This window comes from Clostridium formicaceticum (assembly GCF_001854185.1).
GTDB lineage: Bacteria > Bacillota > Clostridia > Peptostreptococcales > Natronincolaceae > Andreesenella > Andreesenella formicacetica.
In genome coordinates this window covers 3650214-3666337 of record NZ_CP017603.1, presented here as the reverse complement: position 1 = coordinate 3666337, position 16124 = coordinate 3650214, and the positions used below count along the sequence as shown (strand labels likewise).

At 34.7% G+C, this 16124-nt stretch carries 18 protein-coding genes; all 18 read left to right on the top strand.

Annotated elements, in window-relative coordinates; all coding sequences use genetic code 11:
• Window positions 1-196 precede the first annotated feature (196 nt).
• The 18 genes from spoIIGA to BJL90_RS17045 all read left to right on the top strand — a co-directional run bounded on the left by spoIIGA (window position 197) and on the right by BJL90_RS17045 (window position 15990).
• Entirely contained in the window at window positions 197-1087 is an 891-nt protein-coding gene (gene spoIIGA / locus BJL90_RS17130) for a sigma-E processing peptidase SpoIIGA (protein ID WP_070970865.1), read from the top strand.
• A gap of 46 nt (window positions 1088-1133) precedes the next feature.
• Window positions 1134-1868 (top strand): RNA polymerase sporulation sigma factor SigE, encoded by a 735-nt coding sequence (gene sigE, locus BJL90_RS17125; protein WP_070970862.1) that lies wholly within the window; start codon window positions 1134-1136, stop codon window positions 1866-1868.
• A 256-nt stretch (window positions 1869-2124) separates the two neighbouring features.
• The gene (gene sigG / locus BJL90_RS17120) at window positions 2125-2898 is read left to right on the top strand and encodes an RNA polymerase sporulation sigma factor SigG (RefSeq protein WP_070970859.1); all 774 of its coding nucleotides are present in this window, start codon (window positions 2125-2127) and stop codon (window positions 2896-2898) included.
• A gap of 191 nt (window positions 2899-3089) precedes the next feature.
• A complete protein-coding gene (locus BJL90_RS17115) occupies window positions 3090-3398 on the top strand; it encodes a YlmC/YmxH family sporulation protein (protein WP_070970856.1) in 309 nt (102 codons plus the stop codon).
• A 78-nt stretch (window positions 3399-3476) separates the two neighbouring features.
• On the top strand, window positions 3477-3938 hold the full coding sequence (gene nrdR, locus BJL90_RS17110) for a transcriptional regulator NrdR (RefSeq protein WP_070970854.1): 462 nt from the start codon (window positions 3477-3479) through the stop codon (window positions 3936-3938).
• Between the two features lie 175 nt (window positions 3939-4113).
• On the top strand, window positions 4114-4929 hold the full coding sequence (pgeF, locus tag BJL90_RS17105; protein WP_070970851.1) for a peptidoglycan editing factor PgeF: 816 nt from the start codon (window positions 4114-4116) through the stop codon (window positions 4927-4929).
• An 11-nt stretch (window positions 4930-4940) separates the two neighbouring features.
• Window positions 4941-5630: a response regulator transcription factor gene (locus BJL90_RS17100; protein ID WP_070970848.1), complete on the top strand. Its 690-nt coding sequence runs from the start codon at window positions 4941-4943 to the stop codon at window positions 5628-5630.
• 9 nt (window positions 5631-5639) lie between these two features.
• Complete coding sequence (gene pnpS, locus BJL90_RS17095; protein ID WP_070970845.1) at window positions 5640-7400, top strand: two-component system histidine kinase PnpS; 1761 nt, start codon at window positions 5640-5642, stop codon at window positions 7398-7400.
• Between the two features lie 190 nt (window positions 7401-7590).
• A complete protein-coding gene (locus BJL90_RS17090; RefSeq protein WP_070970842.1) occupies window positions 7591-8313 on the top strand; it encodes a DUF1614 domain-containing protein in 723 nt (240 codons plus the stop codon).
• Complete coding sequence (spoIIP, locus tag BJL90_RS17085) at window positions 8303-9496, top strand: stage II sporulation protein P (RefSeq protein ID WP_236904944.1); 1194 nt, start codon at window positions 8303-8305, stop codon at window positions 9494-9496. The genes BJL90_RS17090 and spoIIP overlap by 11 nt, the downstream gene beginning before the upstream one ends.
• A gap of 13 nt (window positions 9497-9509) precedes the next feature.
• Entirely contained in the window at window positions 9510-10433 is a 924-nt protein-coding gene (locus BJL90_RS17080; RefSeq protein WP_081562072.1) for a YIEGIA family protein, read from the top strand.
• Between the two features lie 180 nt (window positions 10434-10613).
• Entirely contained in the window at window positions 10614-10805 is a 192-nt protein-coding gene (locus BJL90_RS17075; protein WP_070970836.1) for a capping complex subunit for YIEGIA, read from the top strand.
• Window positions 10806-10814: 9 nt separating this feature from the next.
• A complete protein-coding gene (locus BJL90_RS17070; protein WP_081562071.1) occupies window positions 10815-11081 on the top strand; it encodes a DUF3189 family protein in 267 nt (88 codons plus the stop codon).
• A 25-nt stretch (window positions 11082-11106) separates the two neighbouring features.
• A complete protein-coding gene (locus BJL90_RS17065) occupies window positions 11107-11565 on the top strand; it encodes a DUF3189 family protein (protein WP_070970829.1) in 459 nt (152 codons plus the stop codon).
• Between the two features lie 43 nt (window positions 11566-11608).
• A complete protein-coding gene (locus BJL90_RS17060; protein ID WP_070973365.1) occupies window positions 11609-13009 on the top strand; it encodes a DUF512 domain-containing protein in 1401 nt (466 codons plus the stop codon).
• Between the two features lie 21 nt (window positions 13010-13030).
• Window positions 13031-14356 carry a ribosome biogenesis GTPase Der gene (gene der / locus BJL90_RS17055; RefSeq protein ID WP_070970825.1) on the top strand — a complete coding sequence of 442 codons (1326 nt, stop codon included), beginning with the start codon at window positions 13031-13033 and terminating at the stop codon, window positions 14354-14356.
• Window positions 14357-14944, top strand: coding sequence for a glycerol-3-phosphate 1-O-acyltransferase PlsY (gene plsY, locus BJL90_RS17050; RefSeq protein WP_236904943.1), 588 nt, complete (start codon window positions 14357-14359; stop codon window positions 14942-14944). It abuts the gene before it with no gap.
• A gap of 11 nt (window positions 14945-14955) precedes the next feature.
• A complete protein-coding gene (locus tag BJL90_RS17045) occupies window positions 14956-15990 on the top strand; it encodes an NAD(P)H-dependent glycerol-3-phosphate dehydrogenase (RefSeq protein ID WP_070970822.1) in 1035 nt (344 codons plus the stop codon).
• Window positions 15991-16124: the final 134 nt, after the last annotated feature.

Below are 16124 nucleotides of genomic sequence, written 5' to 3'. Positions count from 1 at the left end.
GTGAGAAGATCAAGCACTACATTTTGGGATTTTATAAGCTGTTTACAATATTCTTTAAAATGAGAAGAACAAACTAGTCTTTCGACTTCAGAAAATGACAAAAAAGCGATTCTCTATTCTATATAATATACATAAAACGTCTTTCTAATGAATATTTGTATAATAAGAAGGATATGTCCCTCGGGAGGGAAAATAAATGATTGTCTATGCGGAATATGTTTTTTTGGAAAACTTTATTATGAATTTCGTTATATTGTCTTTAACAGCTAAATTTGGAAAAAATCCTGCAAAAAAGAGAAAGATATTATTGGCTTCAGCTATTAGTGCTCTATATGCGTTTATTATTTTTTTTCCTTCACTGCATTTTTTATTTTCTATTGTTATGAAGTTGGCCTGCTCTATGATGATTATTATTTTGGCCTTTACTCCCTACAAATTTAAAGAGTTTTTTCGGCTTTTAGGGATATTTTATTTAATTACTTTGGTATTTGGAGGAGCAGGTTTTGCTATATTTTATTTTACGAACTTTAATGGCATCATAAGCAATGGTATTTTTTATATCACGAACATTTCTGCAAAAAATATTTTTATTGCTGTAGGTGTAGGTTACATGCTTATCAACTTTTGTTGGGGTTATCTGCAAAAGCAGTTATCTAAAGAAAAAATCCTTATCAATATAAAGATAGAGATCGATGGCGCTACAGTTGAGGTAATGGGTATAGTAGATACCGGTAACTCATTGGTAGATCCTATTAGCAAGTATCCTGTAATCATTGTAGAGTATGATGCTATTATAGATTTATTACCTTTAGAGGTGCAAAGATTTTTTAGTTGTACAGGAAAACCAAATTTTACACAAATGGCTTTGCTTTTGCATGGCAGCAGCTGGATAACGCGGTTCAGAATGATTCCTTATAATGCATTAGGAACAGAAAATGGTATGTTGATTGGCTTTAAACCTGATTTTGTGTCTATACAAAAAGAAGCAGATAGTAAAAGTATTCAAGAAATTATTGTTGCTATTTATGACAGAAAACTATCGAAGGCAGGAGAATATAGAGCCCTTTTACATCCAGATTTAATATAAGATATAAACAATGTAAGCTTTTTAACGAAACTTAGGAGGTAGAAAAATGAGACAATCACTATTGAAAATGAAATTATTATACCGTTATTATTATATTAAATTATTAAAGTACTTTAAGCTTTATCAAGAGGAAAGTATCTACTATATTGGGGGTAGTGAAACTTTGCCGCCCCCCTTATCAAATGATGAAGAGAGTTTCCTCATAGAGAAATTAAAAGATGACCAGAGTACAGTGAGGACGATTTTAATTGAAAGAAATCTGCGTTTAGTGGTATATATTGCAAGAAAGTTTGAAAACACAGGTATAGGTGTGGAGGATTTAATATCCATAGGAACAATAGGGTTAATTAAAGCAGTAAATACTTTTAACCCAGAAAAAAACATTAAGTTAGCCACCTACGCTTCACGATGTATAGAAAATGAAATTTTAATGTACTTAAGAAGAAATAGTAAAATCAAAATGGAGGTTTCCTTCGATGAACCTCTTAACATTGATTGGGATGGTAATGAACTGTTATTATCAGACATTTTAGGAACCGATAACGATATTATTTATCGTTTTTTAGAGGAAGAGGTAGATAAGGAACTCTTGAAGGTAGCTTTAGATAAACTTTCAAAGAGAGAAAAAAAGATTATGGAACTGAGGTTTGGGTTAAATAGCGGTAAAGAAAGAACGCAAAAAGAAGTGGCAGATATCCTAGGGATTTCTCAATCTTACATATCAAGGCTAGAAAAAAGAATCGTATCAAGACTTAAAAAGGAAATTAATAGAATGATATAAAGAGGTACTTGTCACAGTGACATGTGGTGCTTTTTTATCCTTCGGTGTATTGCTAAGACCTCCACTTCTAGGTGAACAAACTAAGTGACTAACACCAAATCAAAGATTTGGATTAGCTATTTATGCAAGTGGGAGATCAAGCACTATATCTTCGAATTTTATTTTTCATAGCATAACTACTGCATAAAAATAATCATTCAGTCAATAATCTAAATATTAAAGGGGTAATTCAAAGTGAAAGGACTGAGATTTTACAATGCATATCAACAAAGTAGAAATTTGCGGAGTAAACACATCAGAATTACCAGTGTTGACGAATGATGAAATGTATAAACTATTTGGTCGCATTAAAGAGGGAGATTATGCTGCTAGAGAACAATTTATAAGAGGGAACTTAAGATTAGTGCTAAGTGTCATTCAGAGATTTAACAATAGAGGAGAACATGTGGATGATTTGTTTCAAGTAGGTTGTATTGGATTGATTAAAGCAATTGACAACTTTGATTTAAGTCATAATGTAAAATTTTCTACCTATGCTGTTCCAATGATTATTGGAGAGATCAGAAGATATTTAAGGGACAATAATTCTATTAGGGTAAGCAGATCCTTAAGAGATACTGCTTATAAAGCATTACAAGTAAGGGACCAGCTCATTAATAAAAATGCAAAGGAACCAGTAATATCAGAAATTGCTGAGCAGTTAAATTTACCTAGAGCAGAGGTAGTTTTTGCCCTTGATGCTATTCAGGATCCTGTATCTCTATTTGAACCGATTTATCATGATAGTGGTGATGCTATATTTGTAATGGATCAAGTGAGTGACGAAAAAAGCGAAGATGAGACATGGATTGATGGTATTGCCATAAGAGAAGCAATGAGAAAGTTAAATGATCGAGAAAAATTAATTTTAACCTTGAGATTTTTTGAAGGTAGGACACAGATGGAGGTAGCAGAGGAAATAGGTATTTCACAGGCACAGGTTTCTAGATTGGAAAAAACAGCAGTAAAACATATGAAGAAATACATATAAAAATCACCCTTTGGGTGATTTTTATTTTTTAGGCATAAAGTAAAAAGCAAGTCCATAAATATATTACATAGTATTGGTATTTGCTCTAAATATGCGCTGGATACTTAGGGCTTTAATGGCTAGGGTCTCGTCTAAAAGGACTAGAGGAAGAGTTATAAACGTATATTTGTAGATTTTATGGAGGTGAAAAGATGATTCGAGCATCAGATTTAACAGAAAAAGAAGTAATTAATATAACCGATGGCAGAAGATTAGGTTTAATTTCTGATATTGATGTAAATTTAGAAAAGGGGAAAATCAATGCTATTATTGTTCCAAACAGTGAAAAATTTTTTGGTTTGTTTGGGAAGGAATTGGAGAATGAAATTACGTGGGTAGAAATTAAAAAAATAGGCATTGATGTTATATTGGTAGAGGTTAAAAACAATATTGAACCTCATCTAAGGCATTATGAAGAAGACGAGGACTTTTTTTCAAAAGAAGGCAAAAACAAAAAATAGATGGGATTTCGTTAGACATACTGTAATCTGTATATTATAATGAACTTAGCAGTGTAACATTTGGGGGGTGAGCATAGGATGAATTGTCCTTTTTGTGGTGATGGTGAATCAAAAGTTGTGGATTCAAGACCTACGGAGGAAGGTCAGTCAATTCGTAGAAGAAGAGAATGTATTTCCTGTAGTAGAAGATTTACTACTTATGAAAAAATTGAAGAAATACCTTTGATGGTTATCAAAAAAACTGGAAATCGAGAATCCTTTAATCGCAATAAAATTTTAAAAGGTATGATTAAGGCTTGTGAAAAAAGACCCGTAGCATTAAATGATATAGAGAGCATCGTGAATGAAATAGAAAAACAGCTTTATAATTCTATGGAGAAAGAAATAAAAACAGAGTTTATTGGAGAATTGGTGATGGATCATATAAAAAAATTAGATGAGGTTGCCTATGTTCGATTTGCTTCTGTTTACAGGGAGTTTAAGGATATTAATACCTTTATGGGTGAATTAAGAAAATTACTAAAAGAAAAGACGAATTAGGATTTTTCAATTACTTCAAAGACCCAGCTTGCACAGTTGCATGTTTTATATGCTGTCTTGGCTGGGTTTTTTGTGCTTATAGACTGAAGAAGACCTATTTGGTTTTGATAAAGCAAAATAAGAATGGAAATAATGAGTATATAAACTAATAAATTAATGTAAAGGAGTGAAGGGGTTGAGTTTTAAAATAATCGAAGAAAAAGAAACTAAGATTATCATTGTAGAAGAGTTTCAACAACTAGGCATGGTGAAACATGGATTTAGTACAAGAATAGGAGGAGTGAGCACAGCTCATAATAGCAGTTTAAATTTAAGTTTTAAAACAAAAGATCATAAAGCTCACGTAATGACGAATCTACAGAGGTTTTGTGAGGCCATAGATATAAAAGTTGAAAACTTAGTGCTTGCAGATCAAATACATAGAGATGAAATAAAGCTCGTTACGATAGAAGATAGAGGAAAAGGCATTTTTTGTGAAAAAGATTATAGCGGTGTTGATGGACTAATTACGAATGTATCAGGAATAGCCCTTATGACTTATCATGCTGATTGTGTACCCCTGTTATTTGTTGATCCTATAAAGAAGGTTATCGCTGCTTCTCATGCCGGATGGAGGGGGACAGCGTTGAAGATAGGACAAAAAACAGTGGAAAAGATGATAAAGAAGTTTGAATGCAGGGTAGAAGATATCACTGTTGCTATAGGCCCTTCCATAGGAAAGTGTTGTTATGAAGTGTCTAATGAGGTTGTTAAAGAATTTAACACAAATTTTACATATACTTCAAACATTGCATTTCCAAATACTGAAGGGAAATATATGTTAGATTTATGGGAGGCTAACCGAATATCCTTAAAGGAAATAGGCGTATTAGATAGAAATATATTCATAGCAAATATGTGCACTGCCTGCAACACAGATTTGTTTTATTCTCATCGTAAAGAGAAGGGATTGACTGGAAGGATGGCTTCTGTGATTGAACTAACTGAATAAGGAGGCAAGTGATGGATAAGAGAAGGGTCTTAGTAGTAGATGATGAAGAGCATATTTTAGAGTTAATCAAATTTAACTTAGAAAAAAGTGGTTTCTATGTTTTTACCAGTGATAATGGTGAGGATTGTATAGAACTACTCCATAGTAATGCAGTAGATTTAGTTATATTGGATTTAATGCTACCAGGTATAGATGGCCTAGAGGTATGCAAAGAAATAAGAAAAATAGAAGGTTTTAGTAAATTGCCTATCATTATGTTAACAGCAAAAAGTGAAGAAACTGATCGTATTTTAGGTTTAGAGCTGGGAGCTGATGATTATGTTACAAAACCTTTTAGTGTGAGAGAACTGGTAGCTAGAGTTAAAGCAGTTTTAAGAAGAAGTGAAGATATAAAAAAGCAGGAGATAAAAGTATTACAATTAAGAGATATCGTGATGGATTTAGAAAAGCATGAGGTAGTAGTAAGCGGAAAAAAAGTAGAGTTGACCTTGAAAGAATTTGAACTATTGAAGATGTTGCTAGAAAATAAGAATAAAGTTATGTCAAGAAATGTTCTTTTAGATGAAGTCTGGGGTTATGATTATTTTGGAGAAACCAGAACTGTAGATGTACATATTCGTCATTTGAGAAAAAAAATAGGGGATGATGAAACAGGAAAATATATAGAAACCATCAGAGGTGTGGGATATAAGATGAAGTAGGTGGAAAAAATGCAAAAAAAAATTTTCCTAGTGTTTTTTGTTATTTTGTTAGTGGGGATACTATTGACAAGTTTTTTGTCTTTAAGTCTTATTCGCTCTAGTTATATGGATCAATTAGAAGAAAAACTAATTTCAAATGCAGTGCTTATCCAAGAGTTTATAAAGGAAGATCATCATGCATTAAGTTCTAAAGTATTTCAAGAAAAGATGCAGGATTTAGGTGAAAAAATTGGTATTAGGATAACCATTATTGATGAAGCGGGTAATGTTTTAGTGGAAACCTTTAAAAAAGAAGGAATTATTGAAAATCATAGAAATCGTCCAGAAATACAAGCCGCCTATAGGGGAGAAGTTGGTAAAGCTATTCGTTATAGCAATACAGTAGACTTAGATATGTTATATATTGCATTGCCGCTGGATACAGATTTAGGCAGTATTGTTGTTAGGTTAGCTGTGAACCTTTTAGAAATTAAAAAAATCAATCAAACTTTATTTTATTATATTGTTATCTCTATTGGCAGTGGTCTCATCATAGCTACTTTGATAGGTTATCGTTTTATTGATAAGATTATGGAACCTATTAAGGAGATTACAGAAGTATCAAAAAAAATGGCAGCAGGACGATTGGGCATGAGGGCTTGCGTTCCTTCTAAGGATGAAATCGGTGAGCTGGCAGATCATTTTAACCATATGGCAGATAGACTAGAAGATACAATAGCAGAGCTTTCGGATAGTAATACAAAATTTAAAGCTTTATTAACCAGTATTACCAATCCTATTATAGCGGTGGATCATAAGAAAAACATTATTTTGTTAAATACTGCTGCCGAGCAGTTATTTGGTATTGAGAGAAAAGATGCAATAGGCAAGCATATTTTAGAGGTGATTAGAAATAATCAATTGGATGAGGAAATTAAGAGAGTTTTAAAAGAGAATATAGATACACAAATAGAGATCAATGTGAAGAATCCTCAGGAAAAAATTTTAAAAGTCTATACAAACCCTATAAAGCTAGAAAATGATCCCACCAAAACAATAGGATTAGTCACTGTGATTGAAGATGTTACTGAAATAAGAAAACTAGAAAAAATGCGTTCAAACTTTGTTACCAATGTATCCCATGAACTAAAAACCCCCTTAACCTCTATCAGTGGGTTTGTGGAAACCTTAAAATCAAATACGATAGAGGATGAGAAAACGAAAAAACGTTTTTTAGATATTATAGACATAGAGACAGAAAGATTAACACGTCTCATTGAAGATATCTTGACGTTGTCTGAAATAGAAAGTTCTCAACATCGGGTTTTGCAAGAGGAGATTTTTCCAACAAATGTTATGAAGGAAGTAGAGGAAATGATGCATCCTATTGCCGCCAACAAGGGAATCGCATTATCATCAAAAATAGATATGAATCTACCCAACATTTATGGCAATAAGGACTGGTTTAAGCAGATGTTGATTAACTTAGCAGATAATGCTATTAAGTACACCCCTCATGGAGGAAAGGTTCTTTTAACTGGCTATAAAAAGCACCATAATATTGTTATCACGGTGAAGGATACTGGGATTGGTATCCCAAAAAAGGATTTACCAAGGCTCTTTGAGCGATTTTATCGGGTGGACAAAGCTAGAAGTAGAAAGGTTGGGGGAACTGGACTGGGTTTAGCCATTGTAAAACATATTGTATTATCTTTTAAAGGAAGAGTTAAAGTAAATAGTGAAGAGGGAAAAGGTACTGAATTCACGGTAATCCTTCCTATAAAAAAGTGAAAAAATGTTATTATAAATGCATAGTGAAAGTTTGTTTCAATAAAAAAGGAAGATATTTTATCATAAGATATCTTCCTTTTTTTTATCATATCAAGCAATAATAAACCTTCTGTATAGTTTCATACTGTCAAGGGAATTATAAAAATAAGGCAAAGTAATATTATTTTCATTTTAACAAGGAGGAAAAATAATGGCCATAGGAATGATTTTACTAATCGTTGTATCCATATTGATTTTTGCAGGCTTAGCAGAAAGAGTATTGGACCGACTGAGATTAAGCGATAAGGCAGCAATAGCAATTATTATTGCAATTGTTGTATCTACTATTTTTTTACCAGATATTAATGTCACCGAGAACGTATCCTTTAACGTAGGAGGCTTTGTTATTCCCGTTGCTTTAGCAATTTATTTATTTATTAAAGCTGAGACAGGAAAAGAAAGATGGAGGGCTGTTATAGCAGCGGTTGTGGCAGGAGGGGTTATTTATGCAACGCAAAGATACATACTTCCTGCAGAACCTGAGGCACAAAATATCGAACCTAACTATGTTTATGCAATAATAGCAGGAATCATTGCTTATGTTCTTGGACGGTCTAGAAGAGCCGCTTTTATCGCTGGGGTCATGGGGGTAGTGATTACGGATATAATACAGATGGTTATAAACGCCATCAATAATATACCAGCACCCACTAGGTTTGGCGGCGCTGGCGGAGTAGATACTACGGTGATTGCTGGAGTTTTGGCTGTTTTATTGGCTGAAATTATAGGAGAAATTAGGGAAAGATTACAGGGAGGGACAGAAAAAAAAGAAATGCACTTTGAAAAAGGGCATTTCGTTAGTACACTAGGTGAAAGTGAAAAAAAATCACAAAAGGATGATGAAGAAAAAAGAGGTGACAAAGATGAAAAATAGATTAAGTCTATGTCTTGTTATAATCTTAATCCTAATGGTATTTAGTGTTCCAGTGGTTCATGGAGATGACTGGTATGGAGAGTATGGTAAATATTACAGAGTTTATGACGCTGAAAATAATCAATTATTGTTTGAAACAGCTCGAGAGGTTTCACGAGGTGACCAATATTTAAGTGGTGATAACAAAATGTACCACATCGTAAGGGTAAACACCAAAAGTCATTTAGCTTATGCGGAGTTTGTTGAAGAGGTGCAATTACCAAAAGTGAATAAGGAAGCCCTTCAAAAAGTGCAACTAGCCTTAAAAGAGGGGGGATTAGCCGCATTGATTTTGGCACAAGAAGGTGAAGAAGGTGGAGGAGAGGAAGAGCAGGATAGACGCGTCGGAATCTATGCAACCCATAGTGCTGAGTCCTATACACCTACCGATGGCAGCGAAAGTATTGAAGGTGGAGGTGGTATATTAAAGGTAGCTGAGATATTAAAAAACAGCTTTGATAATTATGGTGTTGAAGGCGTATTTGATAATACCTCTCATGAGCCCCATGATGCAGGAGCTTATAAGAGATCTCGAAGGACTGCGGTACAATTGATGCGGGATCAGGGAATTAATACCTTAATCGACGTTCATAGGGATGCCGTACCGGCAGAGGCATATCTGACAGAAATAGAAGGGGAGCCTGCTTCTAAGGTAAGGTTGGTTATAGGCAGGCGTAATCAAAACTTTAAAGCTAATGAGGAACTAGCTATGCAGGTAAAGGCAGTAGCAGATGAAAGTCGTCCAGGATTAATTAAAGATATTTTCTATGCAAAGGGTGATTATAATCAGGATTTGACGCCAAGAGCTATGTTAGTAGAAATGGGCACTTATCAGCATACAAGACAAAGAGCAGAAAAAGCGGCAGATTATTTAGCTGAAGTAGTGACAACAGCATTGTTTGGAGGCATTATAGAAGAAGAGGCTGCTGATGAGGAAGGGGTTGCTCCAGGACCTCAGCGGACTGGGGGAGTGGAAGAGAGTAATACAGGTTCTGGCACAGGAATTATTGGTCTTATTGCTGTAATAGCCATAGGAGGTTTTGCCTTTCTATTTTTAAGTAGTGGAGGAAAAGAATGGAAATCAAAGTTTTCTAATTTTAAACAGGAGTTTGCTAACTTTTTAGGAAGAAGAAAGAGAAAATAGGTGGGTGCTATAATTGGATAAACACTTTATTACAATAATTATTTCAATGATCATGGGTGTAATCGCTAGAACATACATGATGAAAATAGACTATAGGCAGTATCCTACTTACCCACAAGCCTATTTATCTCATTTCACATTAGGTGTCATAGCAGCGGGCTTAGGAGCTGTTGTTATTCCAGCTATTACAGAAAAAGAGTATGTGGCGGTTACATTTTTAGCTATTGCTGCCCAACACTTTAGGGATGTTAGAAGTATGGAGAGGGAGAGTTTAGATAATATTGAGCCTACCGAATTAGTTCCAAAGGGAACTGCTTATATCGAAGATATAGCGAAGACCTTTGAAGCTAGAAATTATATGGCAATTATCACAGCAACTGCTACTGGAACGGTTATGTATATAGGGGAGCTATTACAGCTTTCTATCTTCATTAGAGCAATCTTCGGGATTGTTATAGGCGCTATTGTTATCAATGCATTAAATAAAATGTTAGAGACAAAATTGATTGATGATATAGCTGAAGTGAAGGAAGCGAAAATTACCTTTGAAGGTCCTCTATTAGCCATAGCAGGGGTAATTATTATGAACATAGGGCTAAAGGATGCAAGAGAAGTTTTTATGAAAAATGGCATTGCAGTGGAAATTGTTCCTAAAGATGAGAATGCTATAGCAATTTTATCGAATATAGGACAACGTCAAGCAATACAGCATAATGCGGCAATTCAACTGGGTATTAGAAAGGATGTAGATGAGCCTGATTTTACACCTATAGCTAGAAGAAATCCTGAAAATGGTAATATTGTTATGGCAATTGTAGCGATGGAGCCTAATATTGAATATCTTATTGAAGCAGTAAGAAGAACCCCCATCATAGAATCATCTAAACGAAAACCATTAGATTCTTATGTTGGTAAAAAGGTTAGTATGAAGGATTAAATGAAAGGTTCTGTCTACGCTAGCGCTTAAAGTTGGTGAAAACCTATGCTCAAGGGAAAAATCAGGCTATATGGATAACACTAAGCATACTATAATCGAGCACAAAGGAGCGGAGTCATGGGGACGGTTTGAGGGGAAAACGATGGAACTGTCCCCGTGGCGCAGCGGGGAGGAAGAACAATGGAAATTGGCATTACAGAGTTGATTATAGCAGTCGTTACAATGCATAAAGATAAGGTAGGTGGCTCTGCCCCTATATTTTACGTGGAGAATGAGGAAGAACTGGAAAGAATGGCTTTACTGATTTCAAAAACCACAAGAGGTATGGTGCACGACTTAGAGGGAGGCACTTATATCATTGTGAAACATTAGGTGATTTATATGAAAATAGTATATGTCTATAAAAAAAATGTGTATGCAGCCTACAAAGCTGCATATCTTCATTTAAAATTGGATGCAAATGCTCTATCGCAAGAGGTGTTAAAGAAAGCAAATAGGGAAGTAAAGCCCTATTACTTAGGTGTAGATGAGGATTTAAATGAGGTATATGTAGCTGACGGCGGCAGAAATTTAACCATCTATAAAAATGTTATAGAGGGCTTAGCTTCTATTTATGGTGAAGAGATAAAGATTATTGACATAAAATAAGGGCGAAAAGGAGGAGGGTTTGGCGATGAATATTATATACAGCTGTTTTGGTGGAGCACATTCCTCTGTTGTTACGGCATCCATTCATATGGGTTATTTACCCATAGATCGGCAGCCAACGAAAGAAGAAATACTGTCAATACCTTTTTATGACAAAGCACAAAATGAAGAAATAGGTAAACCTCTACATATGGGGGTAGATAAGAAAAGTCATAGGATTTATGTAATGGGAATGGGGCATTCCCGAGACTATTATACAAAAATGGCTTATGAGCTTTACAGTCAGTGGATGACTACCTATAAAAAGGATTTGGTGATTATCAATGTAACTTCTTTACTCAACAACGCTACAAGACTCGGTGGTTTTCTATCTAGACGTTTAAATGTTGTAGGTGTAGGAAGACCTTTAACTGTCTATGGCATTCGAAAAAATTATCACTATTTTACAGAGTTAGTGAAAAACGTGCAGGAAACAATTCCGTAAAAGATGCTTGACCTTCTTGAAGTCAAAATGATAATATAATTTGATGGTAAAATTATATATTTATGATATAATATTAGTAGCAGGTACTAAAAAACTTAAAGTAGGTGTTTTTTTGAAGGAATCAAATAGTAAAAATGTCATTAGTAAAGTTGCTCCTGGAAGTATTGCAGAAGAGGTGGAGATTGAAGTAGGGGATATTCTGTTAAGTATTAATGGTGAAAAGATAGAGGATATTATTGAGTATAAATTTTACTTATCTGATGAATACTTGGAGCTGGAAATCCAAAAACCTGATGGAGAGCAATGGATTATTGAAGTAGATAAGGATTATGATGAGGATTTAGGAATAGAATTTGAGAACCCTATAATAGATGAGGCCAAGAGCTGTAAGAATAAATGTATGTTCTGCTTTATTGACCAGTTACCTAATAATATGAGAAAAAGCTTGTATTTTAAAGATGATGATTCTAGATTGTCTTTTTTGCATGGTAATTATATTACTTTGACCAACATGAAGGATGAAGATATAGGCAAAATTATTCAGTATAGAATTAGCCCCATAAATATATCAGTGCATACTACAGATGGCGACTTAAGAAAAAAAATGCTTAGTAATCCAAGAGCAGGAAATATTTTGGAAATATTAAAAAAGTTAGCTGAGCATCATATAGAAATGAATTGTCAAATTGTTTTATGTCGCGGCGTCAATGACGGAGAAGTATTAGATGCTACTATTAAAGATTTACAGGAACTAAGTTACGCCGTTAATAGTGTTGCGGTGGTACCGGTGGGATTAACAAGGTATAGAGAGAAACTTTATCCTTTAGAAGCATTTAATGCAGCAACTGCCTTAAAGACAATAGAACAAATAGAGGTTTGGCAGAAAAAACTCATAAAAAAGCTAGATAGAAATTTTGTCTATTTATCAGATGAGTTTTATCTCTTAGCAAAGAAAGCATTTCCTTCCTATGAGGCCTATGATGGTTTTCCACAGTTGGAAAATGGTGTGGGTATGGTGGTAAAATTTCAACAGGAATTTTATCAGCATTTACAGCAAATAAAAGAGATGACACTAGAAACACCACAAAAAGTAACTTTGGTTACAGGAACATTAGTTCATGAAAAAATAAGTGCTCTTTGTGAAGCTTTAATGAAAAAGATAAAGAACCTTACCATACAAGTAGAAGCAGTAAAAAATGAATTTTTTGGTGGTCAAGTGTCGGTAACAGGATTAATTACTGCCACTGATTTATTAAAAAACTTACAGGGAAAAGATTTAGGAGCAAAGTTAATTCTTCCTGAATCCATGTTAAAGTCAGAGGAAGAAATATTTTTAGATGATATCACAATAAGTGATATAGAAAAAAAATTGCAGACCAAAGTACAGGTTTGTGAAGTAGAAGGAAGTAACTTAATTGATAAGATTTTAGATTTTAAATCATAAGAAAGTATGAGGTGAAGGGGTATGGCAAAACCTATTGTAGCAGTTGTTGGAAGACCTAATGTAGGAAAATCAACACTTTTTAATAAAATTGCTGGAAAGAGAATCGCTATTGTAGAGGATGAACCTGGTGTTACAAGAGATAGGATTTACACAGAAGTGGAATGGTTAAACCACAAGTTCACGTTAATTGATACTGGCGGTATTGAACCAGAATCAGAAGAAATTATTCCTGCCCAAATGCGTAGACAGGCAGAACTAGCTATCGAGACGGCAGATGTTATTGTATTCATGGTGGATGGTCGACAAGGACTGATTTCTTCAGATCGTGAAATTGCAGATATGCTTAGAAGGTCTAAAAAGCCGATTTTGTTGGTTGTAAATAAAGTAGATACGAAGGAACAATCTCCCCATTATTATGATTTTTATGAGTTGGGTATAGGAGATCCTCTAGAGATTTCCTCTGCATTAGGCTTAAATATGGGGGATTTATTAGACCAAATTGTGCAGCATTTCCCTGAAGAAGGAGTAGAAGATTATGATGAAGAGGTAATGAAGGTAGCTATTATAGGCAAACCTAATGTAGGGAAGTCCTCCATCATCAATAAAATACTAGGGGAAAATCGAGTAATTGTAAGCGACGTGGCGGGAACCACGCGGGATGCTATAGATACACCTTTTAGCGACGGTGAAGATCAGTATGTTTTCATTGATACCGCAGGCATAAGAAGAAAAAGCAAAATAACAGAACATGTGGAACGCTACAGCGTGATAAGATCTTTGGCTGCTATTGAAAGAGCTGATGTATGCTTATTAGTGGTGGATGCAGAAGAAGGTATTACAGAACAAGATAAAAGAATTGCCGGCTTTAGCCATGAAAATGGAAAAGGTCTTATTATTGTCATTAACAAGTGGGATTTAATTGAAAAAGAGACCAATACAATGAATCATTTTCTAAAGAATATTCGAGAGGAACTATCCTTCTGCGAATATGCTCCAGTACTATTTGTATCTGCTGTAACAGGACAGAGGGTGATAAAAATCTTAGAAAAGATAAAGTTCGTATCCAATCAACATGCCATGAGGGTACCTACTGGAACACTCAACGAGGTAATCGGCGAAGCGATGCTATTGAATCAACCGCCTTCTGATAAAGGTAAACGACTTAAGATATTTTATGCCACACAAGCTTCCGTAAAACCACCAACATTTATACTATTTATTAATGACAAGGAATTAATGCATTTTTCTTATCAAAGATATATAGAGAATAGGATTAGGGAAAACTTTGGTTTTGAAGGAACCCCTATAAGATTTATCAATAGAGAGAAAACAGGAGGTGACAAATAGGTGCAATTACTTGTTTTAGTAATAGCCTATATGCTGGGGAACTTTTCAGCTTCCTACGTGATTGGGAAGCTGTCTGCTGATATTGACATAAGGAAATATGGTAGTGGAAATGCTGGTACAACCAATGTTATGAGGACATTAGGCTATAAAGCTGCAATTTTTACGCTTCTAATAGATTGTTTAAAAGGGGTCTTAGCTGTCTATATAGCAAGAAAATTTGGTTCAGAGAACCTTGCTATGATGGCAGGTGTTGCTGTGGTTGTAGGACATAATTGGCCTGCGTTATTGGATTTTAAGGGAGGTAAAGGAATCGCTACAACAATAGGGGTAGCTCTTAGCATTCATTTTAACACTGCATTGATATGTATTTTCATTGGAATTATTATTCTTATTTTATTTAAGTATGTTTCCTTAGCAGCCATGATCGCCATCACCCTATTGCCTATTTTCTTAATCTTCCAAGGGTGGAATTATTTTGTTTTTGGTCTAGTGTTATGTTTATTGGCAGTTTATAGACATAGACAAAATATTCAACGTTTATTACAGGGGACAGAAAGTAAAATTACGGAAAAATTAAAAGTTAAATAGGGGGGAAGATTATGAAAAAGCTTTCTATAGCTGTTTTAGGTGCTGGAAGTTGGGGAACTGCTTTAAGTCTTGTGCTTAACAGCAACAATCATGTTGTGAACCTATGGATGCGTAGGGAAGAACAATATCATCAAATGCTAGAAACCAGAGAAAATAGAAAGTATTTGCCGGAGGTAAAGATACCCTCGAATATTCATCTATTTACTGATAGTATAGCTGCCATAAAGGGTACAGATATTATTTTGTTGGCGGTACCTACGCAAAAAGTACGAGAGGTATTAAAATCTATTAAATCTTATGTAGAGCCTCACCAGATTATTGTAAACGCTGCTAAGGGAATTGAACAAAAAAGCCAGTTAAGAATTTCAGAAGTAGTGGAGGCGGAGTTGCCACAACAGCCTTATGCAATGTTGTCAGGACCTTCCCATGCAGAAGAAGTAGCTACCAATATGCCTACAGCTATCGTAGCAGCTTCTCTTAAAAAGGATACTGCGGAATTTGTACAACATGCTTTTATGACATCAAAGTTTAGAGTATACACAAATCCTGATGTAGCAGGGGTAGAATTGGGTGGTGCGCTTAAAAATGTCATCGCCTTTGGGGCAGGTATAGCCGATGGTTTAGGTTTTGGTGATAATGTGAGAGCGGCTTTAATGACAAGAGGGATCAGAGAAATTGCTAGACTAGGAAAGGCTATGGGAGCAGATATCTCCACTTTTGCGGGGCTTTCTGGCATTGGGGATTTGATTGTTACCTGTACAAGCATGCACAGTAGAAATCGTCGTGCAGGGATTTTAATTGGCAAAGGAAAAAGTTTGAAAGAAACATTGCAGGAGATTGGTATGGTAGTAGAGGGTATTACTACTACCAATGTTGCCTATGAATTGGCTATGAAATATAATATAGAAATGCCTATAACAGAAGAAATCTATAAAGTACTTTATGAAGGTAGAAATCCTAAAGATGCTGTGATCAATCTTATGACAAGAGATAGAAAAAATGAAATGGAAGAAATTGTAAACGACAGTAATGTCGATTGGCAGTAAAACTTTATCATCCACAAAAAGAACCCTGAGAAAGAGAGACTGAAAAAGTATCATTTTTATGATAGTATCATGACAAAATATTTTTTCAGTGATCTCCTGATAAGAGGGTTCTTTTTTTGTAATTTTTATCAAAA

What these genes read in the sequence shown, in the direction of transcription:
- spoIIGA (WP_070970865.1), top strand. Translation starts at nt 197, where the DNA reads ATGATTGTCTATGCGGAATATGTTTTTTTGGAAAACTTTATTATGAAT.
- sigE (WP_070970862.1), top strand. Translation starts at nt 1,134, where the DNA reads ATGAGACAATCACTATTGAAAATGAAATTATTATACCGTTATTATTAT.
- sigG (WP_070970859.1), top strand. Translation starts at nt 2,125, where the DNA reads ATGCATATCAACAAAGTAGAAATTTGCGGAGTAAACACATCAGAATTA.
- BJL90_RS17115 (WP_070970856.1), top strand. Translation starts at nt 3,090, where the DNA reads ATGATTCGAGCATCAGATTTAACAGAAAAAGAAGTAATTAATATAACC.
- nrdR (WP_070970854.1), top strand. Translation starts at nt 3,477, where the DNA reads ATGAATTGTCCTTTTTGTGGTGATGGTGAATCAAAAGTTGTGGATTCA.
- BJL90_RS17100 (WP_070970848.1), top strand. Translation starts at nt 4,941, where the DNA reads ATGGATAAGAGAAGGGTCTTAGTAGTAGATGATGAAGAGCATATTTTA.
- pnpS (WP_070970845.1), top strand. Translation starts at nt 5,640, where the DNA reads ATGCAAAAAAAAATTTTCCTAGTGTTTTTTGTTATTTTGTTAGTGGGG.
- BJL90_RS17090 (WP_070970842.1), top strand. Translation starts at nt 7,591, where the DNA reads ATGGCCATAGGAATGATTTTACTAATCGTTGTATCCATATTGATTTTT.
- spoIIP (WP_236904944.1), top strand. Translation starts at nt 8,303, where the DNA reads ATGAAAAATAGATTAAGTCTATGTCTTGTTATAATCTTAATCCTAATG.
- BJL90_RS17075 (WP_070970836.1), top strand. Translation starts at nt 10,614, where the DNA reads ATGGAAATTGGCATTACAGAGTTGATTATAGCAGTCGTTACAATGCAT.
- BJL90_RS17070 (WP_081562071.1), top strand. Translation starts at nt 10,815, where the DNA reads ATGAAAATAGTATATGTCTATAAAAAAAATGTGTATGCAGCCTACAAA.
- BJL90_RS17065 (WP_070970829.1), top strand. Translation starts at nt 11,107, where the DNA reads ATGAATATTATATACAGCTGTTTTGGTGGAGCACATTCCTCTGTTGTT.
- BJL90_RS17060 (WP_070973365.1), top strand. Translation starts at nt 11,609, where the DNA reads ATGGTAAAATTATATATTTATGATATAATATTAGTAGCAGGTACTAAA.
- der (WP_070970825.1), top strand. Translation starts at nt 13,031, where the DNA reads ATGGCAAAACCTATTGTAGCAGTTGTTGGAAGACCTAATGTAGGAAAA.
- BJL90_RS17045 (WP_070970822.1), top strand. Translation starts at nt 14,956, where the DNA reads ATGAAAAAGCTTTCTATAGCTGTTTTAGGTGCTGGAAGTTGGGGAACT.